Genomic DNA, 26,825 nt, shown 5'->3' with positions numbered 1-26,825 from the left:
CTCCGAAGTGGGGGCCCATGACATATCACACCAACATACCGGCCCTGTTCAACCCCGAAAGCGTCGCCATTATCGGAGCCTCTGCCACAACCGGCAAAATCGGCAACGTGGTTCTGGCGAACCTGCTGGAAGCCGGTTTCGGCGGCAAGATATATCCCGTGAACCCGAAGTCCGAGACTATACTGGGTTGCAGGGTTGTCCGCAACATCCGTGACCTGCCTGATTCCGTTGACCTTGCCGTTATCTGCATCCCACCGGCAGAAGTTGCCGGTGCGGTGGAGGAACTCGGCATGAAAGGCGTCAAGGCCGTAGTAGTCATCACTGCAGGATTCAAGGAAATCGGCGGTAGCGGGTGGTATCTGGAAGAGAATGTCAAAAAGTTGGCAAACCAGTACGGCATGGCCCTTCTTGGTCCCAATTGCCTCGGCCTGATCAACACCGGCGCCAACCTCAACACCACATTTGCCGTAGGACAACCGGCCAAGGGCAATATAGCCTTTTTCTCACAGTCAGGCGCCTTGTGCGTCTCCATTCTGGACTGGGCCAAAGACCGTAATCTGGGCTTCTCAAAATTCATCAGCATAGGCAACAAGGCCATTCTCGATGAGTCTGATATTCTTGCCTTTCTTGCTGAAGATCCTGACACCAAGGTCATCATCGGCTACGTGGAAGGAGTGGAGTCCGGCCAGCGTTTTTTGAAAGTCGCGCAGAACGTAACCCGCGAGAAACCCGTCATCATGATCAAATCCGGCAAGACCGGCGCGGGAGCCAAAGCGGCCTCTTCCCACACGGGGGCCATGGCCGGAGCTGATCAGGCATATGAAGCGGCATTTTCCCAGACCGGCATCATGCGCGTAAACGCCCTGAGGGATCTCTTCAACTTTGCGCAGGCATTTTCTCACCTGCCGCTTCCCGCAGGCCCCAATGTGGCCGTGGTAACCAATTCCGGCGGTCCCGGCATTCTTTCGGCTGACGCCATCGAGCTATCCCGTCTCTTCATGGCGCCGCTCTCCGTTAAAACGGTTGATGCGCTCAAGGCGATACTCCCCCCCTTCGCAGCCTTCTACAACCCCGTGGACGTGATAGGCGACGCCAAGGCAGACCGCTTCTCCGGCGCCATAGACATTGTTCTGCAAGACGAACTGATCCACTCCCTGCTTGTGCTGGTTTCCCCCACGGCACGAACAGGTGTGTCCGATGTCGCCAAGGCAATTGTTGAAGTGGTGTCCAAGCACAGCAAACCGGTATTTGCCTGCCTCATGGGAGGCCCCGCCGTAGCGGAAGGCCGGGATATACTCGTCCGTGCCGGCATTCCCTGCTACGATTTTCCGGAACCTGCGATTCAGGCCATAGAAGCCATGAATAACTATCGGGAATGGAAGGACCAGCCCATGCCGGTGGAGGTCTGCTACAGGCGCGATATCGGCAAGGCGCGGGAGATCATTCGGCAGGCATTGGCGCAGGGTACGCAGGAAATTGTGGAGTTTCAGGCTCAGGGCCTTCTCAAAGCATATGAACTGCCGATTCCGGAAACAAGGCTTTGCCGCACCAGCGATGAAGCCGTCAGCGCAGCCAAGCAGATAGGCTACCCTGTGGTTCTCAAAATCGCCTCTCCCCAGATATCCCATAAAAGTGACGTGGGCGGGGTAAAGGTCAACCTGAAAACGCCTGAAGAGGTACAGGCCGCCTTTCTGGACATCACCTCCAGAGCGCAGCGGCAACGCAAGGACGCCTATGTCATGGGCTGCCTTGTGCAGGGAATGGTTGCCCGCAATGCCAAGGAAGTCATCATCGGTTTCAAACGCGACCCCCAGTTCGGCCCCATGATCATCTTCGGCCTTGGCGGCATCTATGTGGAAGTGCTCAAGGACATATCGTGCAGGCTTGCTCCACTCTCGCTGAGTGATGCGCAGGAAATGATACGTGAAATCAAATCGTTTCCTCTATTGCGGGGAGTGCGGGGTGAAGAATCCGTCAATTTCACGGCCATTGAAGACATTCTTTTGATCATGTCGCAGTTATCACTTGATTTTCCGGAGATTCATGAGGCAGAATTCAATCCCGTCCTTGTCAATAGTACAGGAGCATGGGTCGCGGATGTGCGCGTGATTCTCGCCCCGGAGCACTGACCTGCCAGCGGCAGGCAATGCCCGCAAACGGGCCGGATCTGGATAACGCGCCTTGCTCGTATGCGCGGGACACGCATGCAAGTGGACAGACACATTTCGCACCCGTACGGCAACACCAGAGGAGGAGACTATGGCTGCCGGTATCTACATTGGATCGACTGCCGGTTATTCCGGCAAGAACATGGTCGTCATGGGCATCGGGCTTCGCCTGCAGAAGGAAGGCCTCAACGTGGGCTACATGAAGCCCGTTGGTGCCATGCCCGAAGAACGTGACGGCATTCTCGGCGACGAGGACGCTTACTTCGTACAGGATATTCTGGGGCAGGACGCGCCTGCCAACGTGGTCACCCCTGTAGTGGTGACGCAGGACTTCAAGGTTCGCGCCTTCAGCGGACAGTGCGACGACCTCATGCCCTCCATCGTCAACGGCTACAACACGCTGCAGCAGGGCAAGGACGTCATGGTCGTGGCGGGCTCCGGCAGCATGTACTCCGGCCGTTACTGCAACGTTGACGGCATCCGTGTCGTGCGGGAACTGAACCTTCAGGCAGTGGTCATCGACCGTCTGCAGAAGGAACTCAACTACGACTACCTCGTCGTTCTCAAGGACACACTGGGCGACAATATGGCCGGCGTGGTCCTCAACGACATTCCCCCGAACTTCATGAATGAAGTGGACGGCCTCATCCGCCCATTCCTTGAAAAGAACGGCGTGAAGGTGCTGGGCGTCATTCCCAAGGATCCCCTCATGGGAGCCATCAAGGTTGGCGATCTGGCCGAGCGTCTGGGCGGAAAGGTCATCTCTGCGCAGAACAAGTCCGACAAGGTGGTGGAAAACTTCCTCATCGGCACCATGCAGGTGGAAAACTTCATGACCCACTTCCGCAAGAACAAGAACTCCGCCATCATCGTCGGCGGCGACCGTTCTGACGTTCAGCTTGTGGCGCTTGAAGGCAACTGCCCCTGTCTTGTGCTCACCGGCAACCTCTACCCCAACGACATCATTCTCACCCGTTCGGAAGTGCTCAACATTCCGATCGTTGTGGTGCGCGACGACACGTACACCGTCGCCAAGAAGATGGAGATTATCCTCTCCCGCCACAAGCTGCGGGACGTCATCAAGATTCGTCAGGGCGCCCAGCTGGTCAGCTCGGCCATCGACTTCAGCTATCTGAAGGAACGCATGGGTCTGTAGCACTGGCGGCAACACCGAAGTAAAGGGGGCCCATGGGCCCCCTTTTCAATGTCCGCAGCGAAACGAAGCCACTACCAACCTGCTGCAAACATGACGGCTAGTTTCCACTGCCGTCCGAGACGAACTGACTTCCGACAGAAAAATATGCCGGAGGAGTCACACTACGCCGGATGGAATGCTGCCCTTTGCCTTTGGCCACACTGGTTATCCTCTCGGAATAGCTGCTCCCGATACTGTAACCGGCAAAGGCAACCAGAAGGACCAGCAGCATCTTACCCATGAACGATAATGTGGTCTGCATCCCTTGCTCCTTGTTCCTTGCAACCCATAAAGGTACCGTCTCAAAAACAACCGATTCAACGGCTTGTCCTGAATGCGGCAATCTTTTCCGGATCGACGTTCTGGTCGCAAGACAGCAAAAAGCATGCACATACGCACACATACCATTTAATTCCCCATGACTACGGCACACACAACCACATCGACAACTCCCTTCGGCAAAGCGCTGCCGTGGATCCTGTTCATCACGCTGATGTTCTTTCTGAACCAGACCTCGCGCATGCTGCTGTCTCCCCTTCTGGTTCCCCTGCAGGCAGAATTCGGGCTTTCACATACGGCAACGGGCACCCTGCTGCTGTTCACATCCATGGGAAACGCTTTCAGCATCTTCTGCAGCGGCTTTCTTTCAAGCAGACTTCAGCACAGATATGTCATTCCACTTTCCGTGGGCTGCTACGGCCTTGCCCTGATTTCGCTCTCCCATGCCAGTTCGCCGGATGACCTGCGACTCGGATTTGCGTTGTGCGGCATGGCAGGCGGTCTCTACTTCCCTTCAGGCCTGGCGGCGCTCGGCTCCATTGTGGACCGTAAGCACTGGGGAAAAACCATTTCAGTTCATGAGCTAGCCCCGAACCTCGCCTTCATTCTTGCTCCCTCCTTTGCCGAAGCCACCCTGCAGTTCACGGACTGGCGCGGCACATTGCAGCTTATGGGAGGCATTGCCGTAACCGGAGCCCTGCTGTTTCTGCTTGCAGGCAGAGGCGGACGCTTCCATGGGGAACCGCCCGGAAAAAGTACCGTTCCGGCCCTGCTGAAACGCAAGGATACGTGGCTGTTCGTTCTGATCATCGGCGTGGCCATTGCCATGGAATGGGCCCCGTACAGCATCCTGCCGCTGTTTCTGGTCAATGCGGAAGGTATGGACAGAACCTCTGCTAATGCCCTTGTGGCGCTCACGCGCATCCCTACGCCACTTCTGGCGCTTGCAGGCGGCTGGCTCACGGACAGGATAGGAGAAGAGCGCATATTGCTGATTACATTTGCAGGCAGTGTGGTGAGCATCATGCTTATTGCCGCCGTGCACGGACATTGGCTTACGCCGGTCCTTTTCGTGCAGGCTGCCCTGCCTGCCCTGATGTTTCCAGCCATTTTCAAGATGTTCGCCAATGCCTTCTCTCCGACTGAGCGGTCATTGGTGTTGTCCATGACCATGCCGCTGGTAGTGCTGATAGCATCCGGCGGAACTCCGGCCATGATCAGCCTCTGCGGCGATATGGGCAGCTTCGGATTGGGCTTCATCATACTGGGGCTGACGGGCCTAACCTGTCTTCCGGCCACCAGAACATTCGCCAGAATCACCTCGCAGCTTGACAGCTAAAGGGCTAAGCCCTACCTATTGCGCGGTAACAACCCCCAAGGAGTAATCTCATGGCATATGAAGTGAAGCTGGTTAAGCTGGTAAGCGGAGATCTGGTCATCGGCAAGGCCGGTGTTGAAATTGGCAAACTGACCGAGGTTGCTGCCCTGCAGACAGTTCCCACCCAGCAGGGGGTACAGATGATGCTTCTGCCTTTCGGCTATCCTTTTGAACAGGATTTCGACGGCTCCATTGATACGGCTCACGTGCTCTACGAGTACAAGAGCTGCCCTGACGAGCTGAAGACCAAGTACGTTGAAGCCATCTCCAACCTGACCCTCAGCACGGGCGGTCTTGGCGGTCTGAATCTCCAGAATCCCGGTGCCGGCAAGGTTTCCGACATTTCCAAGCTGCTCAAGTAGCATCGCCCCGATTCATCGACCCGCAAGGGGGGTGGCGCATGCCACCCCCCTTTGTTATCCTGACAAATACTTATCAGTCATGCCGCGCGAACACATGGCAGACTGTTCACACTTTCCACCGGCGTAAGGAGCACCTGATGCGCGAACTGCTCTCCCTCATCCCCAAACCCACTCGCTATCTCGGTATCGAGGAAGGGGCCGTACATAAACAAAAGGATGCCGTTACCCTGCATCTGGCCCTCGCTTTTCCCGATATGTACGAAGTGGGCATGTCCTATCTCGGTCAGAAGATTCTGTACGGAATCATCAACAACCGCGAAGACTGGTGGGCAGAACGCGTCTTCACCCCCTGCGTGGATACCGCAGCGGTACTGCGCGAGCACAACACCCAGCTTGCAACGCTGGAGTCCGATACGCCACTCTCACAGCTCGACCTCGTGGGCTTTCATGTAACACATGAACTTTGCTACACGAACATTCTTTACATGCTTGATCTGGGCGGCATTCCGCTCCGTTCCGCAGACCGCGGTGACTCGCTGGACATTCCGCTGGTAATGGCTGGGGGCGGCTGCACGCTTGCTGCGGAACCTCTTGCCCCCTTCATCGACCTGATGGTGCTGGGCGAAGGTGAGGAAGTGATGGTGGAAGTGCTGGACCTTCTGCAGCAGTGCAAGAAGGAAAACACCACCCGTCACGAATTCCTGCGACGCGCATCGCGCCTGCACGGCATCTACATTCCCTCTTTCTTCGAATTCAAGGGCAAGGACCAGCCCCTTGTGCCGCTGTATGACGATCATACGGCCCCTGCCCGTCGCGTCATACCGGACATGAACACGGCCGCTTTCCCCGTTTCCCAGCCTGTTCCCTTCGGCGCGGTGCACAGCCGTCTTGCGCTGGAAATTGGCCGGGGCTGCACCCGCGGCTGCCGTTTCTGTCAGGCGGGCATGATCTACCGCCCCGCCCGCGAACGCTCAGTTGAGGAAATCGAGCGCATTCTGCACGAAACCCTCACCTCCACGGGCTACGACGAACTTTCGTTCCTTTCCCTGTCCACGGGCGACTTCTCGGCGCTCAAGACCCTCTTCACCCGCACCGTGGACCGCTGCAGTGACGAACAGATTTCCGTATCCCTGCCTTCGCTCCGCGTCGGCTCCATTGACGACGACATCATGGCCCGCATGGCCGGCATCCGCCGCACCGGTGCGACCCTTGCGCCGGAAGCCGGAAGCCAGCGCCTGCGCGACGTCATCAACAAGGGCATTACCGAAGAGCAACTCCTTCTGCACATCCGCAAACTGTTCCAGCATGGCTGGCAGCAGGTAAAACTCTATTTCATGATCGGCCTGCCCACGGAAACCTACGAAGACCTTGATGCCATCGTCGAGCTGTGCCGCAAGGTTCGCGGAGCCGCAGGCTATGTGAAGCGCCTGAATGTGACGGCATCCATTTCCCCCTTCGTTCCCAAGGCCCATACGCCCTTCCAGTGGGAAGCCCAGATCCCGCTTGAGGAAATCAAGAACCGCATTTTCTACCTGCGTGACGCCTTCAAGAAAGAGAAGAGCATGCGCATGCGTTGGCATGAGCCCACCTCAAGCGCCCTTGAAGGCATCTTCTCACGCGGCGACCGCCGCCTTGGGGATGTGGTGGAAACAGCCTACCGCAAAGGCGCAGTTTTCAGCAGCTGGATGGAACACTTCAAGCTCGAACCGTATATGGAAGCCCTTGCCGAACATGGCCTCACCTATGAGGAATACATTGCCGAGCGCGATGTAAACCATGCCCTGCCGTGGGATCATATCGTAAGCGGTGTCTCCCGCGAGTATCTGCTCAAGGAACGCCAGCGCGCCTATGATATGGCCATTACGGACGACTGCCGGTACGGTAGCTGCCATCTTTGCGGCACCTGCGACGTAGGCAAGAATCCTTCCCTGCTTGACCGCCTGACGCCGGACACTACCTACCGCAACATCCTGAACCTGCAGGAGCGCGACCAGCAGACGCACGAACCGGAAACAGACGAGCGCGGCAACGTCATCCAGCAGCAATCAGAGAGCAGCACCCCGCCCCAGCTTGCTCAGGAACTTGGACACAAGGCCGTGCACTACCGCATCTGGTATACGAAGGAAGGACCTTCCATCTTCCTCTCGCAGCTCGAACTGCAGGCCGTCTTCGAAAAAGTGTTCCGCAGGGCCGGTCTGCCCATGACCTTCTCGCAGGGCTTCCATCCCCTGCCGCTCATCTCCTTCGGCAAAGCGCTGCCGGTGGGGGTTGCAAGTACGGCCGAATGGGTAAACATCTACCTGCGCGAGCCCATGGGATCTCAGGACCTGTTTAATGCCATTGCGACCGCCTTTCCCAAAGGCATGCATCCCACCCGCATTGAACTGCTGGACTTCCGCAGGGTACAGCCGCAGGCCATTGCAGAAGACTTCAAGCTGGAATACTCCGGTGCGCCTGAACGCCTTGAACAGTTCAAGGCAGCCTTTGACGCATTCAAGAAGCTGGAACATTTCGAGTGGACCCGCGAAACCAAGAAGGGAGAACGCACGGTCGATATCCGTCCCATATTCCACAAGATTGAACTGACGGAATCAGGAATGGACGTTACCTTTGACTGGTCCGACCTGTATGTCTCTCCGCTGAAGCTGATTCTGGCGGTCGTTCCCGACTTCGGCCTGCTGGACTTCAGGCTCACCAAAACAGCTCAACACATGGAATAAAAAAAGGGAGGCGAAAGCCTCCCTTTTTTTATTCCATTCAAAGCGGTTACTGAAAGAAAACGGACGTGAGCGACAGCCGCTCACGCACCTCTTTGTTCAAACCGCACTGCTCAAACGTATCCATAACAGTGGAGGAAGCGCCCGGCTTAATCTTGAGCTGCACGCCGTGCCCCTGCGCAAAACGCGCCCCGGCAACCAGAATCTGGATGAACGTTACATCCACAACGTCAGTCCCGCTCATATCAAGCTCGACAACAGCATGCTCCTGCAGGAGGTCGAGTAACAGATCGCGCAACCGTTCGGCAGAAGCGATGGTCATATCGCCCGAAAGATCAACAACAACCCCGCTCGCGTCCACTGAGACCGGGAAGCCGTGAAGCTTTTCCCCCTGATCATCCATGGAGAGAACAATGCCCCCATCATTTGCCTCGCGTGAAGGCAAATCAAGATATGAAAGGTCCGGCGTTGCTCCGGAATCCATGAACAAATCGGCATCAGGATCAGTAATCATGCCATCCTCCGGTGCGTGTTCTCCATCTGGCAGAGCCGAATAAGAGCCCGATTCATCAAAAACAGCCATCTCAGTATCTGCATGATTCATGGAAAGAGTATCAAGCTCTGCCAACTGCGGGTCATCATCTGGCACCACAATTCCCGCAGCCCGGGCCTCTTCAAGCAGGGCCGCCTCAAACTCGGCCTCCAGAGCAGCAAGCTGACTCTGGTCACTGTCCACCTCATCATATCCGGCTGCCACGGCACCATCTTCAACAGCGCCGGACGCCTCTTGGGTATCCATAGCGACAAAACCGAACGTTTCAGGAGCCGCTATAAGTTCATTGTCATTGCGGGAAACATCTGCATCAGCCTCTTCTGCTGCGAAGGACACTGTCTGCATCATTTCACCCTCGACTGACAGCTCTTCCTCATCTGCAAAATCTTCAGCCAAAGCGACATGCAGCTCTCCACCAGCCTGCCGCAAGCCGTCATCATCGACCGTTAGAACTTCGGCATCAACAACAATGGCCTCCTCATCGCCCTCTTCCGCCTGCCAGACATCTGCCGCAAGAACCGCGTCAATATCCCCCTGTACGAACAGGTCGCCTGCAGCATGGGCTATGGAGCTGGCCATGCCGGAAGAATCAACGCTGCTTCCACCGAGCAGTTCCTCCAGCAAGGCATCGGAATCGTCGGAAGATGGACTCCCTGCATCCGGACTGGCGGAGACTTCAGAGGATTCACCATCAAGCAGTTCATCAACAGGAGCCAGATCGTCAAACGGATCATGCCGCTCATCATGGCCGACTGATAGACCGGTAGGGGGAGCTTCCCTTTGCAGAACGGTTGCTTCCACCTCATCCACTATGGAATCAAAAATGTCCTGCGTGTCTGACGGGGTCATAAACGTCGCAGTCGGGATATCTGAAGAATCCCACGGTTCAAACGGAACCTTCGAAGCCTCGCGCAGTTCGTTCATGGCACGATCGTATTCGGCCATCAAAGCATCAAGCCCCTCCATGGGAGCATCGGTGACAGGCTGGTTGAACATGTCGTCATCCGTAGCAGAGTCGCCTTCCCTTTCCGGCAAGGCAACCGCCCCTGCAAGCAACTGTGTCACATCTATGGGCTGTATCTGCCGCTCTTCCAGCATGAAAACGGCTTCAACGAGGTCACGCTCAAGGATGGAGGAAAACAGAACATACAACATCCCTTGAGCGTCCGTGCCGCAACAGACCGAGGCCGCAAGATCACATTCGCAATGCGTAGCCACCACATGCCCACTCTTCTGCAGGAACTCCAGAACATCAATGGGCGTTATATCCTTGGACGCAATATCGGTCTGCAGATTGAAAATCAGAATATACAAAAAGGTTTCGCTGCCGCTGCATTGCTCAAGCTCATAATCGGACAGCAGCATGATCTGCCTGCCGTCTGCGAGAAGTATGGGATGACGCAGCTCAAAGACGTCGGCCGAAGACAGATCCTTTATTGCAAAGGCTTCAAGCGAACTCACAGCCCCTTCATACTTGGAGGTCTCTTCACCCGCTGCAACGGCGCTCAGCACGGAACATCCACGCAGCACAGTACGAACCGCCTCGTGCGTCAGAGGAAGAGAGGAGGAGCGCATACGCTCCAGCACGATTTCAAGCAGGCGCGCCAGCCGGTACAAAAGCTCGGCATCAAGCAGCGCCGCACCGGTACGGACGCTGGTCAAGACGCGGAGAATACGCCCGAGAAGTTCGGAATCGGCCTGTTCATCCGTTACCTCCAATTCCAGCAGGTAAGGTTCAAGCTCGTTCACAAGGTTTGCTGAATGACGATAAAACTGTTCCAATAGTGCCTCAGGCATAAATCTCTCCATTGACGGATGTCCCGCCATGCGGCCAAAGTACATCAGGCCTCCGGCCTGTCGCAAGCGCTTCGGGAACATTACCATTTTTCATCTCGGGGGCAAATTATTATGAACAATCCTTGCCTTGAGGACTTTTGCGATTACCTGTATTCAATCCGGCACATAGGCTGTGCCTGATGCCGCATCTGAAGTATCATGCCCTTAGGGCTGTCATTTTTTCCGCAATGTTCGACCACAGGAGCTTCAACGATGTTTCAGCGGTTCTCCGGCTTCCTGTTCGGTATCATCGTCATGATCACGATGATCTCGATGTATATTTTTATCGATAAACCAACAGAAAAAACAAACGAGAAGACGTTGTCCACCACCTCTCCCCACATGTCTGCTCCCGAATCCGGCGCCAAGCCCGCCGGTGCCGATATTCCCGCAATGGATCCCCCGCCGTGGGGCGCTTCGGTGACCCACCTGCCCAACGGTCTTACCGTTCTCATTCAGGAAGATGACCGATTCCCCCTGGCCTCCATCCGCCTTTACGTGCATGCGGGCTCCGCATATGAAACCCCGGCACAGGCAGGCATCAGCCACCTGCTGGAGCACATGGTCTTCAAAGGCACCGACAAACGTCCCAAAGGTGGTGCAGCCGGTGATATCGAAGCTATTGGGGGCTACATCAACGCGGCAACCAGCTTCGACTACACCGTCTACCTTGCCGATGTGCCTGCTGCACACTGGAAAACCGGCATGGATGTTCTGAAGGACATGGCCTTCAACGCCACTATTGACCCGGAAGAGCTTGAATCGGAAAAAAAGGTCGTTCTTTCCGAACTTGAACGCGGTGAAGACAATCCCGGCCAGCTGCTGTTCAAGCGCATATCCGCCCGCAGCCTGCCCAATACTCCCTACGCGCGGCCCATCATCGGCTACCGGGAGACGGTAAGCGGATTCAGCAGACAGGACATCAAGGACTACATCTCTACATACTATCAGCCGCAGTCCATGCTGCTGGTTGTGAACGGCAAGGTCGACAAGGCTGAAGTGCTGCGCGAAGCGAAGGAGCAGTTCGGCTCCCTGGTCAATACCCGCGAAAGCATTCCGCCTGCAGCCATTGACCTTGCCCAGTTCACTGACGGCCCCTCTGTAACAGTGGAGCACGGTAAATGGAACAAGGCTTACATGAGCGTAGCCCTGCCCATTCACGGCTTTAACGATTCCCGCGCGACTGCGCTGGAAGTGCTGGCGCAGCTTCTGGGCGGCGACCGCACCTCCACCCTCTACAAGACCTTCAAATACGAACGCCAGCTTGTGGATGACATTTCCCTTGGCGCATATGCCTTTGAACGGGTCGGTTTCCTGTACCTCAGCGCATCGCTGGATGCCGACAAGGTAGACACCTTCTGGCAGGAACTGATGAAGACTCTTGCCACGGTAAACGCAGGCGACTTCACCGAAGAAGAGTTGCAACGAGCCCGTCTCAACCTTGAAGACTCCATGTACCGGACCAAGGAAACCCTGCCCGGACTCGCTTCCAAGGTGGGCATGTTCCAGTTCTTCAGCGGCGGCGAGCAGGGCGAGGCAAACTACATTCAAACCCTGCGTCAGACCGGCCGCGAACAGCTGCAGGACGTCATCAACACCTACGTGCGTCCCGAACGCCTGCACTCCGTGATTCTGCTGCCCGAAAAGGCTGAGGTGAATGCCACGGCGCTGGAGAAATCCACACGAAGCATCTGGCCGGTCAACGCTGTAGCAGTGAAGAAAGCCGACAGCAGACAGCACCCGACAGGTACGGAAACCATTGACCTTGGCAAGGGACGCACCCTTATCCTCATTCCCGACAACACCCTGCCCTACATTTCCATGGATCTCATCTTCCAGGGCGGAGACAGCCTTTCTGATGCAGAGCATCAGGGACTGGCAGAGCTTACGGCACGCACGCTCACCAAGGGGACGGCCAAGCTCGACGCCACCGCCATGGAAGAATTCCAGTCCAACAGGGCTTCCGACATCGGGGCAGGTTCCGGCAGGCAAACATTCACCCTGCGTGCCAAGTTCCCTGAACGATTCAGTTCCGACATGCTGGGACTCTTCAGGGACGTACTGACCGAACCGGCGTTTGCCCCGGAAGAAGTGGAGCGCGAAATCCAGAACATGAAAGCGGCCATAAAATCACGTGAAGACCAGCCCCTCGGACTTGCCTTCCGTCATATGTTCCCCTTCCTGTTCAAAAATCACTCGTACGGCTTCTATCAGCTCGGCAGTGAAGAAAGCCTTGGCACATTCACCCCGGATTCCATCAAGACATTCTGGAAGCAGCAGGTTGTCCGCCCCTGGACCCTTGCCGTCTGCGGAAACTATGACCGCGATGCCATGCTCAGGCTTGCCAGCAGTCTGCCCGCTCCCGAAGTGGAAAAGGCTGCGGCACTCCAGCCGGAATGGGGAGCCGAACGGGAGAAAACCCTTACCCTCAAGGACAGAAACCAGGCCCACCTGCTCATGATCTTCAAGACGGCTCCGCTCGGTTCCGAGGACGGCCCCGCCCTTGATCTGCTGCAGACCATACTTGCCGGTCAGAGCGGCCTGCTCTTCAGCGACCTTCGGGACAAGCATGGCCTTGGATACACCGTCACCGCCTTCCCGTGGCAGTCGGACCTCACAGGACTTCTCGCGTTCTACATCGGAACCGAACCTGCCAAGGAACAGCAGGCATTGGACGGATTCAAGCGGGTTATCGCCGACCTTCATGCAAACCTGCTGCCGGAAGAACAGCTCAATCGCGGCAAAAACCTGCTGCGCGGGGACTATTATCGCGACCACCAGAGCCTGAGCAGTCGCAGTTCGGAAGCTGCCTCGCTTTCCGCATCCGGTTACCCGCTGGACATGAACAAGGAAGCCATTGAAAAAGCTGACAAACTGACGGCTGCGGATCTGCGAAATGTGGCGCGCAAATACCTCAAGCCCGAATCCGCATACATCATGCGCGTAGTGCCCTAACCGGCTGCAACAGCATGACACCCGGCCCCCGAAGCAATTCGGGGGCTTTTTCTTGGCCAGGTCCCCCACGCCGCCCCACTTTTCATCCCGGCCGGGGAGTGCAATTTTCCTTTGTGTTTCACGGAAAAAAGACGTATTAGCCCCGCGGACGAATAGCGTTCCCATCTTTTTTTCCGGAGTATCATCATGGCACTGAGCATCGGCATCGTAGGACTTCCCAATGTGGGAAAATCCACTCTTTTCAACGCATTGACCAAGGCGCAGAACGCGGAATCCGCAAACTATCCCTTCTGCACCATCGAGCCCAACAAGGCCACGGTTCCTGTGCCGGACAAGCGCGTCGACACGCTGACCGAAATAGCCAAGCCGCAGAAGACCCTTAACGCCACCGTTGACTTCATCGACATCGCCGGCCTTGTTCGCGGCGCAAGCAAGGGTGAAGGTCTGGGCAACCAGTTTCTGGGCAACATCCGCGAAGCAGCCGCCATCCTTGAAGTTGTGCGCTGTTTCGATGACGAGAACATCACTCACGTGGAAGGCTCCGTCGATCCTCTGCGCGATATAGACACCATTGAAACCGAACTGCTTCTGGCCGACATTCAGGCCGTTGAAAAGCGTCTGGACAAGCTTCAGCGCGCTTCCAAAGGCGACAAGACCATGCGTCCCACCGTGGAGGCAATGGAACGCCTTCTCGCTTTCCTGAGCGAAGGCAAGCCGGCTGCCAGCTTCCCGGAGCGCAAGCTTGACTGCCTTGCAGCACAGTTCAAGGAACTGGCGCTTCTTAGCGACAAGAAGATCATCTACTGTGCAAACGTTGATGAAAACGGCCTGCTGGAAGACAACTCTCACGTGCAGCGCCTTGCCGAATTTGCCGCTTCCCGCGGCTGCGACATGGTCAAGATCTGCGCCAAGGTCGAAGAAGAACTGCAGGGCCTTGAAGAGGCCGAAGCGCAGGAAATGCTGGAATCTTTCGGCATCAGCGAAAGCGGTCTTGTTCAGGTCATCCGCACCGGCTACCACACCCTCGGCCTCATCAGCTACTTCACTGTTGGTGTAAAGGAAGTGCGCGCATGGACCATCCGTAACGGCTGGACCGCACCTCAGGCCGCCGGCGTAATCCACTCCGATTTCGAACGCGGTTTCATCCGCGCGGAAGTCATCGGCTACAACGACTTCATTCAGTACCGAACCGAAGCAGCATGCCGCTCCGCCGGGGTCCTTCGCTCTGAAGGCAAGGAATACATCGTCAAAGACGGGGATGTGGTTCACTTCCTTTTCAATGTTTAGTAGTGTACTCCTCCAGTGAGTATCAGGTTCTGCACAAAGCAGAACCCAAACACCGGAGGATTTCATGCCACAGAACAGCAAACGCCGGGGAAATCTGTTTTTCCAGATTATCCTCGGCGTTGTTTTTTTGCTCTTCTGTGCAGACAGCTCCCCATCCGCAGCCGTCACGCTTCAGGAAATACGTGAACGCGGAGTCTTGCGCCACATTGGCTTCCCCTATTCCCAGTTCGTAACCGAAAACCGAAATGGTCTGGACGTAGACCTCATACGCCTGTTCGCAAAACACCTCGGGGTCCGGTATGAGTTTGTCGAATCTACTCCGGATACGATTTTCGCAGACCTGACCGGAAAGCAGTATCGTCAGAACGGAGCAGAACTGCTCTTTACAGATCCAGCCTCCATACTTGGAGACATTGCCGCAAACGGCCTTACAGTCACTCCATTGCGGAGTTCGATTCTCCATTTTTCAAATCCGACATTCCCGACACAAGTCTGGCTGCTCGCCAAAGCCGAATCCCCACTTTCGCCCATAGCCCCGACCGCTACCATCGATGAAGACATTCGTCAGGTATTGAAGCAGATTGGAGGAAAAGCGATACTCGGCATAAAAAACACCAGCATTGACCCCCACATGTATGGCATTCAGCATACCGGAGCCCGAATACGTTACTCCAGTTCAGTGTTCAGCCTTCATATAACGACGCTGATGAATGAAGACGTAGATGCCATACTTGTTGACGTTCCAAACGCACTGGCCGCTCTGAACACATGGCCCGGAAAACTGAAAGTCATTGGTCCGGTCTCGAAAGAACAACACATGGCTGCTGCCTTTGCCCCAGAATCTGTAGAACTGCTTGAAGAATTCAATATTTTTCTGCAAAATTGCATGGCAGATGGCAGTTACGATGTTCTGATTAATAAATATTACCCTGACGCTGCACGATACTTCGATACTTATTTCGACAATCTCAAGTATGCAACAAAGTACTGAACCGACAATCAGGAACCGAAAAATAAAGCATACACGGCTCGCTCTGTACGCCGCAGTGTTTGCCGTGGGCATTTTTCTGTTCTGGCTCATCACAAAACTGCATGAACAGAACATCACACTCAGGGAGACACGGCAAAAGCACCTCCTTGCCACCGTCGACAGTGAAGCCCGGGCCATATCGTATTTTTTTCAATCCCGTCTGCTTGATGTCGCAGAACTTGCACAGCATCCGGCCATGTCCGGCTACTATCGAAACCAGGAACTCGGCATGTCGCGCCAATACGGGCTTGATGCCAGCATCAGCCTCCTGGAAAGCCAGTTTGAACGGTTTATCTCCCGCAGCTTCATCAGTGGCAGCCCCATATACTGCCAAGCAGGCTACAGAGATATAGACAAGAACCTCTTCATACTTAAAAGAGCCCATCACCAGACAGACCAGTGCCTTTCAGAGAGCATGCTGCACTCCGCTCTGGACAGTTATGACGGCACCACCAAGCTATTCATCCCCCAGGCCTCCACCAAGCTTTTTTTGATCATCTTACCGTACGTCCATGACAGAAGCATCAGGGGGTATATTTATGCGACCATTCCCATCCAATCTTTGACTGGATATCTTGGACTCACGGCAACCGATGAGCCCCACATGTCATTTCTGTTGCATGATCAGGCTCTCCCTACACCGCTCTCCAACGTTGAATCGATTGCATTCCCCCTGCACAAACTCAGAGCATTGCAACCCGGAATTGTGGAATCTATTGAAACAACTACGGATGATAATAAAATACTGCATCATCATTGGGCCATACGCATTTCCATTCCCAACTCTTCCTACGGCTTGGTAGCTACCTTTGAACTGAACGACATCTACAGTCTAGCCCACCCGCAATTAAAGCTCCTGCTGCTTTCCCTTATCGCATTAGTCACTCTCATAACGGCGCTGATTGCCGTCCGCATGGACCTCAGGAACACTTCGCTTAAAGCCCGGCTTGAGGAATCAGGCAAGAATAAGGAGCAGATTCAGCTTCATAACACCCTGCTTCAACAGGAAATACGGGACAGAAAGAATGCTGAAGAGCGGGAAGTGACCCTGCGCAGCCAGGCAGAAAAGATCAACAAGGTTATTCCCAGCGCAGTATTTTCCATGGACGAGTCAGGCCTGATAACCGCGTGGAACAACCGTGCGGAAGAAATCAGCGGCTACACTGCGGAAGAAGCCATTGGCAAGCACTTCACCTTTTTCCATTCCGCCACATCTCCCGCTTTAATAAGCAGGAAAGTAATCGACCCCGTCTCCAGCCGCGGCATCCAGTATGAAATACGAACAAAAGCCGGTGTATCCCGCAGTATTCTCAAAAACAGGGAACCGCTGTTCGACTTCAAAGGCAAGCTCATCGGTGCAGTGGACAGCTTTGAAGACATTACGGACCAGCAACGCACTCTTGCCGCACTCGCTGTGGCTGAAGAAAACTACAGATCTATTTTCCGCAACGCTCCCTATGGAATCTACCAGAGCACGAAAGATGGACAATTACTCAGCCTGAACCCCACCATGGTCGCCATGTTCGAATATGGCAGTGAAGAGGAGATGCGGGCGGCCCTGCAAGACAATCTTGATCACTTATATGCAGAACCACCCACCCGACGGGAATATTTACGCCGCATGGCAACACTCGGTTACGTACAGAATTTCGAAACCCAGGCCGTGACCCGTACAGGGAAGAAGCTATGGATCGTAGAAAACGCAAGAACCTTCACCACGCCCGAAGGAATAGGAGCTTTTGAAGGATTCATTCACGACATCACCCCGCAAAAGCATGCGGAAAACCTCCTGATCGAAGCCAAGGAGACGGCGGAAACTGCCAACAAGGCCAAAAGCCAGTTTCTTGCAAACATCAGCCATGAAATCAGAACGCCCATGATGGCCATTCTAGGCATGGCCGACCTGAATCTACGAACCGAAAACGACCCTAAAAAGGCCCACAATCTTCATGTGCTCAGGGATGCCGCCTCCTCTCTTCTCAAGCTGCTGAACCAATTGCTGGACTTTGCCAGAATCGAAGCCGACGCTATAGAACTGGAGAACATGGACTTCAGCCCGCGCAAGCTCATCATCGGCGTCCATGACCTGCTCAAACTTGAAGCACAGAACAAGGGGATTTCCCTGAACGCAGACTGCCCGCCCCTTCTTCCCTCTCGCGTTCTGGGTGACCGGGACAGGTTGCGACAGGTACTTATCAACCTCGTGGGCAACGCAGTCAAATTTACAGAAAGCGGTTCAGTTACCCTCACCTGCTCGCATACCGGTCAACAAGACACACAAGAAACAACAACAGCCGCAGCAACGCCAGATCAACCATCTCCTGTCTGGCTGACATTCACCATCACCGACACGGGCATAGGCATACCAAGCGACAAGATCGCGCTCATATTCCAAAGCTTTGCACAGGCAGACGGTTCGGTCACCCGCAGATACGGCGGCGCAGGGTTAGGCCTTGCGATATCAAAACACCTGATAGAGATGATGGGGGGCACAATTTCGGTTGCAAGCCGCGAGGGAGAGGGAACGACGTTCACAGTCACCATCCCGTTCGGCCACTACCATGCTGCAGAGGAGTCTCTCTTTTCACTCACAAATCCCAGCCCATCTGAGTCAGCAAGCAACAGGCTGGTTCAGGGGCTACGCATGCTTGTAGCCGAAGACAATCCTTTCAATCAGATTGTCATTTCCCAGATGCTGGAATTCGACAAACACAACGTGACCATAGCCGGCAATGGTGAACAGGCACTGGAGCTCCTTGAAAAGCACCAGTTCGACCTTGTTTTCATGGATATCCAGATGCCGGTTCTGGACGGCATAGACACAACACAGATCATACGCTCTGGCATGCGCCCCGCCATACCGGCGCAGATTCCTGTCGTTGCTCTGAGTGCGCATATCCGCTCGGAGGAACAACTTCGGTTCGGCGACGCCGGTTTCAACGCCTACCTCTCCAAACCTCTGGTGGTTGACGACCTGCGCCTGCTTCTTGCCGATATCTTCCCGCATCTCGCCAGTGATGCCCACACACCTGAAGCCCTGCCGCCTTCTACGGAAAATGGTACTTCATCCCCCGCCATCTCAGACTTTGAAGAAATATGCCGTCTTCTTTCCAACAAAAAGAATGTGATAGTGACCTTGCTTACTCTGTATTCCGAGACCATGCCTGCCACGACAGCCTCTCTGGAAGAATGCCTCATGAAAGGCAACTGTACGGAATTGCAACGTCTTGCCCACTCCATGAAATCGTCCATTCGAAACGTGGGTGCCAACGAATTGGCTGAGTTGGCCAAGAGAATGGAGGATGCCGCCGGAGCCGAAGATTTGACGCAGGCCATGCAACTTCTGCCAGACCTCCGTCTCGGCATCCATCAGACCGTAGCGGAAACGGAGGCCTATCTCGCATCCATCGACACTCTCCTGCCTGACCAATAATTCTTATATCCGCTTGGAGTTATCAAGTGGCACCGATCCTGACGCCGCACAACCCGGCCCCCCCCACTTTACGCCAATTGCAGCTCCACACCATTCGGCACAAGTATTGCTTCAATTCAGACAACGGAGCGTGGGCGACGGGATTCCGGCTAAGAGATCAACACACTTAAAAAGTAAAATACACATAAGAGGTTCTCGCCGGTCCCCCGTCCCCCCCGTTCCGTCCCCCACCTTTTATAACTTCTCTTCATCCCTTGAGATTCTGCAATCCTGAAGGTATAGAACAGGTCAATAACCGGATTAACCTGCATACCTGAACAGGACATCACATGGCCATTCATCCCATGGCGGGCAAAAAGTGCCCTTCTGAGCTTCTCGTCAATATTCCCAAACTTGTTTCCGCTTATTTCACGCTGCAGCCTGACGTACAGGAACCTTCCCAACGAGTATCTTTCGGCACTTCCGGCCACCGTGGCAGCTCCCTGAAACACAGCTTCAACGAGACGCACATCGCAGCCATCACGCAGGCAGTATGTGACTATCGCAGACAGAAAGGCATTAGCGGGCCCCTCTTCATGGGGCGCGATACCCATGCCCTTTCGGAACCCGCACATGACACCGCCCTTGAAGTGCTCGCGGCCAATGGCGTTACTGTCTGCATAGATGCGCAGGACGGATATGTTCCCACCCCGGTCATTTCCCACGCCATCCTTTCCTACAATGCGGCTGGCGGCAGCGTTGCGGACGGCATTGTCATCACCCCTTCGCACAACCCTCCAGATGACGGCGGTTTCAAGTACAACCCGCCTCACGGAGGCCCTGCGGATACGGAAACAACCGCCTGGATTGAAAAAAGGGCGAATGAACTGATTGCAGCAGGAAACACCGAGGTTCGTCGCATCCCCCTGCTCCGTGCCCGCAAGGCGGACACGACCCGCAGCTACGACTATATTTCCCCGTATGTACGGGATCTTAGCTCAATTCTCGACATGGAAGCCATCGGCAAAGCCGGACTCAAGGTCGGTGTAGACCCTCTCGGCGGAGCCGGGCTTGCTTACTGGGAACCCATTGCCAAGCGCTACAAGCTGGATATCACGGTGGTGAACAAGGAAAATGACCCCACCTTCCGCTTCATGCCCGTGGACAAGGACGGAAAAATCCGCATGGACTGCTCTTCCAAATGGGCCATGAGCGACATGATCCGCCTGAGTTCCTCCTATGACATTGCCTTCGGGAACGATCCCGATACGGACCGCCACGGCATTGTTACCCGTTCCGGTCTTATGAACCCCAATCACTATCTGGCTGCAGCCATTCAGTACCTGTTCACCCACCGCACCGCATGGAAGGCAGACGCCTCCATAGGCAAGACGCTGGTTTCAAGCTCCATGATAGACAGGGTTGGCAAGGAGCTGGGCCGCGCAGTGAGCGAAGTGCCCGTTGGGTTCAAGTGGTTCGTGAACGGGCTCATCGACGGCTCCTACGGTTTCGGCGGCGAAGAAAGTGCCGGGGCAAGCTTTCTTCGCAAGAACGGCAAGGTCTGGTCGACGGACAAGGACGGCATCATCATGAACCTGCTGGCCTGTGAAATTCTTGCCGTCACCGGCAAGGATCCGCAACAGTTGTATACGGAACTCACCGAACGCCACGGCACCCCCATTTACGAACGTCTTGAAGCACCGGCCAATGCCACGCAAAAGACAGCGCTGAAGAACCTTTCGCCGGAAGCGGTCAAGGCTGACACACTGGCCGGAAATCCTATTACGGCCAAGCTCACCAAGGCTCCGGGCAACGGCGCGGCCATCGGAGGCTTGAAGGTTGTTACTGAAGAAGGCTGGTTCGCAGCCCGCCCCTCCGGCACGGAAGACGTGTACAAGATTTACACTGAAAGCTTTGCCGGAGCGGAACACCTTAAAACCCTGCAGGCGGAAGCGCGACAGATAGTGGCAGATGCCTTTGTCGCTGCAGGGGTCTAAGTTTGTTGACGACTGAGAGGATGGAGCGTAGAGTCACGGGCGATACCTCTCTGGAACATTTGGAGGAATTGAATGAAATTTCTTGTCATTGATGATGACTTTGACAGCCGCCGACTGGTTCAGAAAATTCTGCACCCCTACGGATATGTCGAAGTAGCGGCTGACGGAGAGGAAGGTGTGGAGGCATTCCGTGCTGCCCTCAAGGATGGTGATCCTTATGATGTCATTACGCTTGATATCATGATGCCCAACATGGACGGTCAGGATGCCCTGCGCGAAATCCGTGAAGTTGAAAAGGAAATGGGCATAGCTAACGACAAGGCTGCCAAGGTCATCATGATTTCCGGTCTGGATGACAACAAGGAAGTGCACGATGCGTTCTTTCTTGGCGACGCCATCAGCTACATCGTCAAACCCATCCGCAAGCAGACTCTTCTGGATGAAATCCAGTCTCTGGGTGTCGTCCTTGAGAAGTCTGCCCAATAACCAGATTTGAGCAATATCAATGGCCAGCCCCACCCCGTGTGAGCTGGCCATTTATTTTTGAGTACTTCTGAGTCTTTGATCACTAATTTGATCTTTTTTTGCAGAAAACGCCACTTCAGGTCTTGCCCACAGCCGAGACCGGAGGTATGCAGAACGAAGAACCACTCGCGGGCTCTGCCCGCACACCACAACCGCAACAACACCTAACGCAGGAGGCTCCCCTCTATGAAAACCCCTGAAAATCTCCTCTACAGCAAGTCCCACGAATGGGCCGACATCGACGGCGACATCGCAGTTGTCGGCATCACCGACTATGCGCAGGAATTGCTCGGCGACATCACCTTTGTCGAACTGCCTGCCGTGGGTGACACTGTGGAAGCAGGCACCGAAATGGGTTCCATCGAATCTGTAAAGGCTGCCAGCGAACTCTATGCCCCTGTCAGCGGTGAAGTCATCGCCGTGAATGAAGCCCTTGAGGACAATCCCGAGAAGGTCAACGAGTCTGCGTTCGAAGAAGGCTGGCTGATCAAGGTCCGCATCTCTGACGAGCCTGCGAACCTGCTTTCCGCCTCCGAATACGCTGAACTGGCTGCCAGCGAAGACCACTAAGCCGCGGCCAGGGCCGCATGCACGAACGCCGTCTTCATCCTGCCTTCATAAGCAGATGTAGCTGACGGCCGTTCGGCATTGGCGCAATCGGCAGCCAGACCAGATACCGCTTAGCGCGCCACGCATTGCTTGCGAAAGCAGCCAACACTGCTCATCGTCGCAATGGAAGTCGTGTCCTGTTGGTGCATCCACTGTCTGCCGTTCAGCGCAATGCGTTACGTGCCGCCCTTATCCGCCCCAAGCGTCTTCCGGTCGGGAACGGCTTCCCCTGTTTCACGCCGTTCCCCCATATCACTGCCTAGCAAGCAGAAGACACGCGTTTTCCCAGCGCACAGGCCACAGGAGGCCATATGCCTTTCGTTCCTCATACTCAGGATGATCTGAAGGCCATGCTGGACGTCATCGGCGTCACCACCATGGAAGACCTTTTCGCAGACATTCCCGCATCCATGCGCCCCAAGAGTTTCGATCTGCCGGAAGGCATGAGCGAAATGGAAGTCTGCTCGTACCTTGAACAGCTTGCCGGAAAGAACCGCACCGACCTTGTCAGCTTCCTCGGCGCCGGATTCTACGACCATCATATTCCCAAGGCTATCGACGGCCTCATTTCCCGCGGCGAATTCTACACGGCCTACACTCCCTACCAGCCTGAATCCTCGCAGGGCACCCTGCAGGCCATTTTCGAATTCCAGACCGCAGTCTGCCGCCTCATGGACATGGATGCTTCTAACGCTTCCGTGTACGACGGCGGTTCCGCCATCTTCGAAGCCATGATGATGGCCGTACGCGCCACCAAGCGCACCAAAATCGTCGTTTCCGAAGCAGTGAGCCCCATCTACCGCACCATGCTCACCTCCTACACCTCCAACCTGAACCTCGAATTCGTCACCGTGCCCCACAATGAAGGCATGACCGACATAGAGGGACTCAAGGCCGCCATTGACGACAAGTGCGCAGCCGTGGTGGTGCAGAACCCCAACTTCTTCGGCAACGTCAGCGACTTCACCGAACTCTTCGCCCATGCACATGAAAAGAAGGCACTGGGCATCATCTCCGTGTATCCGGTCATGCAGTCCGTGCTGAAGACCCCCGGCGAAATGGGTGCCGACATCGCCGTGGCTGAAGGCCAGAGCCTCGGCCAGCCCCTTTCCTTCGGCGGCCCCTACCTCGGCATGATGGCCTGTACTGAAAAGCTCATCCGCCAGATGCCCGGCCGTATCGTCGGCCGCACCGAAGACATTGAAGGCCGCGAAGGCTACGTGCTCACCCTGCAAGCCCGTGAACAGCACATCCGCCGCGCCAAGGCGACCTCCAACATCTGCTCCAACCAGGCCCTGTGTGCGCTGCGTGCGCTCATCCACATGTGCCTGCTCGGACCTGAAGGCCTCATCCGCACGGCTGAGCTTTCCATGGAGCGTGCCCATTATCTCGCAGACCGCCTCACCGCCATTCCCGGCGTGGAGCTGCTGAACGAAGCCCCCTTCGGCAACGAAGTGGCCATCCGCCTGCCCATCAGCGCCTTCGAAGCCGTGGACAAGCTGGTGGAACGCGGCTACGTGGCCGGTGTGCCGCTCGGTCGCTACTACAAGGACATGGACGACGTTCTGCTCATGGCCTGCACGGAAAAACACACCTTTGAACAGGTCGGCATTCTGGCCGAAATGCTGGGAGGGATACTGTAATGAAGACCGTATTCGCACAATCCGTCCCCGGACGCACCGCCTGTCTGCCCCCCATGCCGGAAGAACGCGCGGAAACCTTCATCCCCAAGAGCCTGATGCGCGCCAAGAAGCCCGCACTGCCTGAGCTGAGCGAACTGGACGTGGTACGCCACTTCTCACGCCTCAGCCGCCTGAACTTCGGGGTGGATTCCAACTTCTATCCGCTGGGTTCCTGTACCATGAAGTACAACCCCAAGTTCACCGAACAGGTTGCTGCGCTGCCCGGTTTCGCCAAGCTGCACCCGCTTCTGCCGCAGATCAAGAGTGCGGGCCTGTATACGCAGGGCGCCCTTGAAGTAATGTATGAAACCGAACGCCTGCTCTGCGAAGTGACCGGCATGAACGCCTTCACCCTGCATCCCATGGCGGGCGCACACGGCGAACTCACCGGCGCAATGCTCATCGCGGCCTACCACAAGGACAAGGGCAACAAGAAGACCAAGGTCATCTGCCCCGACTCCGCACACGGCACCAACCCCGCGTCCGCCGCTCTAGCCGGTTACGAAGTCGTCAACATCGAATCCAAAGACGGCATGCTCGACCCCGCCGCTCTGGACGCCGTGCTGGATGATGAAGTAGCCGCGCTGATGATGACCTGCCCCAACACGCTGGGCCTGTTTGAAAAGCATCTACCCGAGATCGTGGAAAAGCTGCGCAAGGTTGACGCTCTGCTCTACTATGACGGCGCAAACCTGAACGCCATCATGGGCAAAATGCGAGTGGGCGACGTGGGCTTTGACGTAGTGCACCTGAACCTGCACAAGACCTTTGCCACCCCGCATGGCGGCGGCGGTCCCGGTTCCGGTCCCGTTGGCGTTTCCGAACGCCTTGAGCCCTATCTGCCTGTTTCCCGTGTGGACAAGCTGCGCGACGGCCGTTTCTTCCTGAACTACGACTATCCCAAGTCCATCGGCTTCATGGCGCCCTTCTACGGCAACTTCGGCGTGGTACTGAAGGCATATGCCTACATCCTGCGTCTTGGCGGCGAAGGCCTGAGGCGTGTTTCCGAATACGCGGTCCTGAACGCCAACTACATGCGCAAGCGTCTGGAAGACTTCATGCACATCCCCTACAACCGGATCTGCATGCACGAATTCGTCGCCTCCGCCTGCGACCAGCAGGCAGCCTGCGGTGTACGTGCGCTGGACATTGCCAAGGCTCTGCTGGACAAGGGCTACCACGCTCCTACCATCTACTTCCCGCTCATCGTCAAGGAGTGCATGATGTATGAGCCTACGGAAACGGAAAGCAAGGAAACGCTGGACGCATTCCTTGAAGACCTGATCGCGATTCTGGAAAGCGCAAAGACCGATCCCGTTGCCCTGCAGGAAGCACCCCTGACAACCCATGTGCGCCGCCTTGATGAAACCAAGGCCGCCCGTGCGATGATCCTCATCGACCCTGCGTAGGTGACGTCATGACGTACGATTGCATAGTCATCGGAGCAGGTCCCGGCGGTATGCGTGCCGCCATGGAATCGGCTCAGGCCGGTCTGAAGACCGCGCTGGTGGAAAAGGAAGATCTTGGCGGCACCTGCCTCAACTGGGGCTGCATACCCACCAAGCTGTTCCTCGGTTCCACTGCTGCCGCGCCCATGCTGCACAGTCAGGAAAAGCTGAAGAGCGCCTCCGGCTCGCTTGCCTTTGACCTGCCTGCCATGCAGACCCGCAAGGACCGTTTCCTCAAGGGAAGCCGCACCGCCGTTGGCAAGCAGTTGCAGGCACTGGGCGTGGACGTGCACACCGGCACCGCCAGCTTCAAGGATGCCAACACGCTTGCCGTGCAGAGCACCGAGGGTGTGACCGAGCTTGGGTTCAAGCACTGCATCGTGGCTACCGGCTCCATGCCCACGGCCTTTCCCGGGCTGGAACCCGACGGCGACTGTGTGCTGCACTCCTCGCATGTGCTGACCCTGACCGAAGCGCCCGCCTCCATGATCATCGTGGGTGCCGGTGCCATCGGGCTGGAGATGGGCGATTTCTTCAACCGTCTCGGTACGGAAATCACCATCGTGGAAGGCATGGACCGACTCGCGCCCACTGAGGACGCGGACATCGGTGACGTGCTCGCCAAGCAGCTCAAGCGCGAAGGCTGGAAGATCCATACGGGCCGCAAGGTTGCCTCGCTCAAGACCGTTGACGGCAAGGCCGTGCTCACCTTCGAGGACGGCGAAAGCCTGACCGCTGACAAGTCGCTCATGGCGGCTGGGCGCAAGCCTGCAAGCGGTTCCCTGAATCTGGATGCCATCGGCGCAAAGACCGTTGGTGCCGGATGGGTCGTGACGGACGGTTGCCTCAAGGCTTCCGGCTCCGTGTACGTAATCGGCGATGTGAACGGCCGCACCCTGCTCGCCCATGCAGCAGACCATCAGGCCCGCTACGTGGTGCGCCACATCTGCGGCAAGGTACAGGGCGACTATGAGTCCGGCCCCATGCCCGCCTGCATCTACGGCCACACGGAAGTCATGCGCGTGGGCAACACCGTTGCGGAGCTCAAGGCAGCCGGAAAGGCTGTGGAGGTTTCCGTATCGCAGCTCATCGCAAACCCCATTGCCCAGTCCTACGGCACGACGCACGGTTTCGTGAAGGTGCTGTGGGTGGAAGGTAAAATGGCGGGCATCGCCGCCGTGGGCCATGGTGTGTCACACCTCATCTCCGCTGCCACCATCATGGTCAAGCAGCAGTGGGCGGTTGAGGATGTACACTCCATCATCTGGGCGCATCCCACGCTGGATGAAGCTCTGGAGCTTGCCGCTACGGCACCGCGAGTTGCAGTGTAGTTACGGTTTGAGTGGTTAGAATAAATGAAGCCGCCCATCGCAAGATGGGCGGCTTTTTACT

The 26,825-nt window shown here is 56.1% G+C and carries 17 protein-coding genes; 15 read left to right on the top strand and 2 right to left on the bottom strand.

Annotation, left to right across the window (positions count from 1 at the left end; all coding sequences use genetic code 11):
- The first annotated feature begins 17 nt into the window (after positions 1–17).
- Both acs and N1030_RS04135 read left to right on the top strand, forming a co-directional pair.
- Positions 18–2,129 carry an acetate--CoA ligase alpha subunit gene (gene acs / locus N1030_RS04140; RefSeq protein WP_265827857.1) on the top strand — a complete coding sequence of 704 codons (2,112 nt, stop codon included), beginning with the start codon at positions 18–20 and terminating at the stop codon, positions 2,127–2,129.
- Between the two features lie 130 nt (positions 2,130–2,259).
- Positions 2,260–3,324, top strand: coding sequence for a phosphotransacetylase family protein (locus tag N1030_RS04135; RefSeq protein ID WP_265827856.1), 1,065 nt, complete (start codon positions 2,260–2,262; stop codon positions 3,322–3,324).
- Between the two features lie 97 nt (positions 3,325–3,421).
- On the opposite strand, the gene N1030_RS04130 is transcribed toward N1030_RS04135, so the two are convergent.
- Complete coding sequence (locus N1030_RS04130; protein ID WP_265827855.1) at positions 3,422–3,625, bottom strand: hypothetical protein; 204 nt, start codon at positions 3,623–3,625, stop codon at positions 3,422–3,424.
- A 156-nt stretch (positions 3,626–3,781) separates the two neighbouring features.
- On the opposite strand from N1030_RS04130, the gene N1030_RS04125 reads away from it, so the two are divergent.
- The 3 genes from N1030_RS04125 to N1030_RS04115 all read left to right on the top strand — a co-directional run bounded on the left by N1030_RS04125 (position 3,782) and on the right by N1030_RS04115 (position 8,102).
- On the top strand, positions 3,782–4,981 hold the full coding sequence (locus N1030_RS04125) for an MFS transporter (protein ID WP_265827854.1): 1,200 nt from the start codon (positions 3,782–3,784) through the stop codon (positions 4,979–4,981).
- Between the two features lie 50 nt (positions 4,982–5,031).
- Entirely contained in the window at positions 5,032–5,382 is a 351-nt protein-coding gene (locus N1030_RS04120) for a hypothetical protein (protein ID WP_265827853.1), read from the top strand.
- A 137-nt stretch (positions 5,383–5,519) separates the two neighbouring features.
- Positions 5,520–8,102 (top strand): TIGR03960 family B12-binding radical SAM protein, encoded by a 2,583-nt coding sequence (locus N1030_RS04115; protein WP_265827851.1) that lies wholly within the window; start codon positions 5,520–5,522, stop codon positions 8,100–8,102.
- 46 nt (positions 8,103–8,148) lie between these two features.
- On the opposite strand, the gene N1030_RS04110 is transcribed toward N1030_RS04115, so the two are convergent.
- Positions 8,149–10,449, bottom strand: a complete 2,301-nt coding sequence (locus tag N1030_RS04110) for an STAS domain-containing protein (RefSeq protein ID WP_265827850.1) — start codon at positions 10,447–10,449, stop codon at positions 8,149–8,151.
- A gap of 252 nt (positions 10,450–10,701) precedes the next feature.
- On the opposite strand from N1030_RS04110, the gene N1030_RS04105 reads away from it, so the two are divergent.
- From N1030_RS04105 to N1030_RS04060, 10 genes are all read left to right on the top strand, one after another.
- Positions 10,702–13,443 carry a M16 family metallopeptidase gene (locus N1030_RS04105; RefSeq protein ID WP_265827849.1) on the top strand — a complete coding sequence of 914 codons (2,742 nt, stop codon included), beginning with the start codon at positions 10,702–10,704 and terminating at the stop codon, positions 13,441–13,443.
- A gap of 186 nt (positions 13,444–13,629) precedes the next feature.
- Positions 13,630–14,730, top strand: coding sequence for a redox-regulated ATPase YchF (gene ychF, locus N1030_RS04100; RefSeq protein ID WP_265827848.1), 1,101 nt, complete (start codon positions 13,630–13,632; stop codon positions 14,728–14,730).
- A 64-nt stretch (positions 14,731–14,794) separates the two neighbouring features.
- On the top strand, positions 14,795–15,721 hold the full coding sequence (locus N1030_RS04095) for a transporter substrate-binding domain-containing protein (RefSeq protein ID WP_265827847.1): 927 nt from the start codon (positions 14,795–14,797) through the stop codon (positions 15,719–15,721).
- Between the two features lie 64 nt (positions 15,722–15,785).
- Positions 15,786–19,193, top strand: a complete 3,408-nt coding sequence (locus N1030_RS04090) for a PAS domain-containing hybrid sensor histidine kinase/response regulator (protein WP_265827846.1) — start codon at positions 15,786–15,788, stop codon at positions 19,191–19,193.
- A gap of 329 nt (positions 19,194–19,522) precedes the next feature.
- Entirely contained in the window at positions 19,523–21,169 is a 1,647-nt protein-coding gene (gene pgm / locus N1030_RS04085) for a phosphoglucomutase (alpha-D-glucose-1,6-bisphosphate-dependent) (RefSeq protein ID WP_265827845.1), read from the top strand.
- 72 nt (positions 21,170–21,241) lie between these two features.
- Positions 21,242–21,655: a response regulator gene (locus N1030_RS04080; RefSeq protein ID WP_265827844.1), complete on the top strand. Its 414-nt coding sequence runs from the start codon at positions 21,242–21,244 to the stop codon at positions 21,653–21,655.
- A gap of 225 nt (positions 21,656–21,880) precedes the next feature.
- A complete protein-coding gene (gcvH, locus tag N1030_RS04075) occupies positions 21,881–22,264 on the top strand; it encodes a glycine cleavage system protein GcvH (RefSeq protein ID WP_265827843.1) in 384 nt (127 codons plus the stop codon).
- A 350-nt stretch (positions 22,265–22,614) separates the two neighbouring features.
- Positions 22,615–23,946: an aminomethyl-transferring glycine dehydrogenase subunit GcvPA gene (gene gcvPA / locus N1030_RS04070; RefSeq protein WP_265827842.1), complete on the top strand. Its 1,332-nt coding sequence runs from the start codon at positions 22,615–22,617 to the stop codon at positions 23,944–23,946.
- Entirely contained in the window at positions 23,946–25,394 is a 1,449-nt protein-coding gene (gene gcvPB, locus N1030_RS04065; RefSeq protein ID WP_265827841.1) for an aminomethyl-transferring glycine dehydrogenase subunit GcvPB, read from the top strand. Before gcvPA ends, gcvPB begins: the two co-directional genes overlap by 1 nt.
- Before the next feature lie 8 nt (positions 25,395–25,402).
- Complete coding sequence (locus N1030_RS04060) at positions 25,403–26,764, top strand: dihydrolipoyl dehydrogenase family protein (protein WP_265827840.1); 1,362 nt, start codon at positions 25,403–25,405, stop codon at positions 26,762–26,764.
- The last annotated feature ends 61 nt before the right edge of the window (positions 26,765–26,825 follow it).

This window comes from Desulfovibrio mangrovi (assembly GCF_026230175.1).
Classification (GTDB): domain Bacteria; phylum Desulfobacterota; class Desulfovibrionia; order Desulfovibrionales; family Desulfovibrionaceae; genus Halodesulfovibrio; species Halodesulfovibrio mangrovi.
Note: the sequence above shows the minus strand (reverse complement) of the source record. Positions and strands in the feature narration are given on the sequence as shown.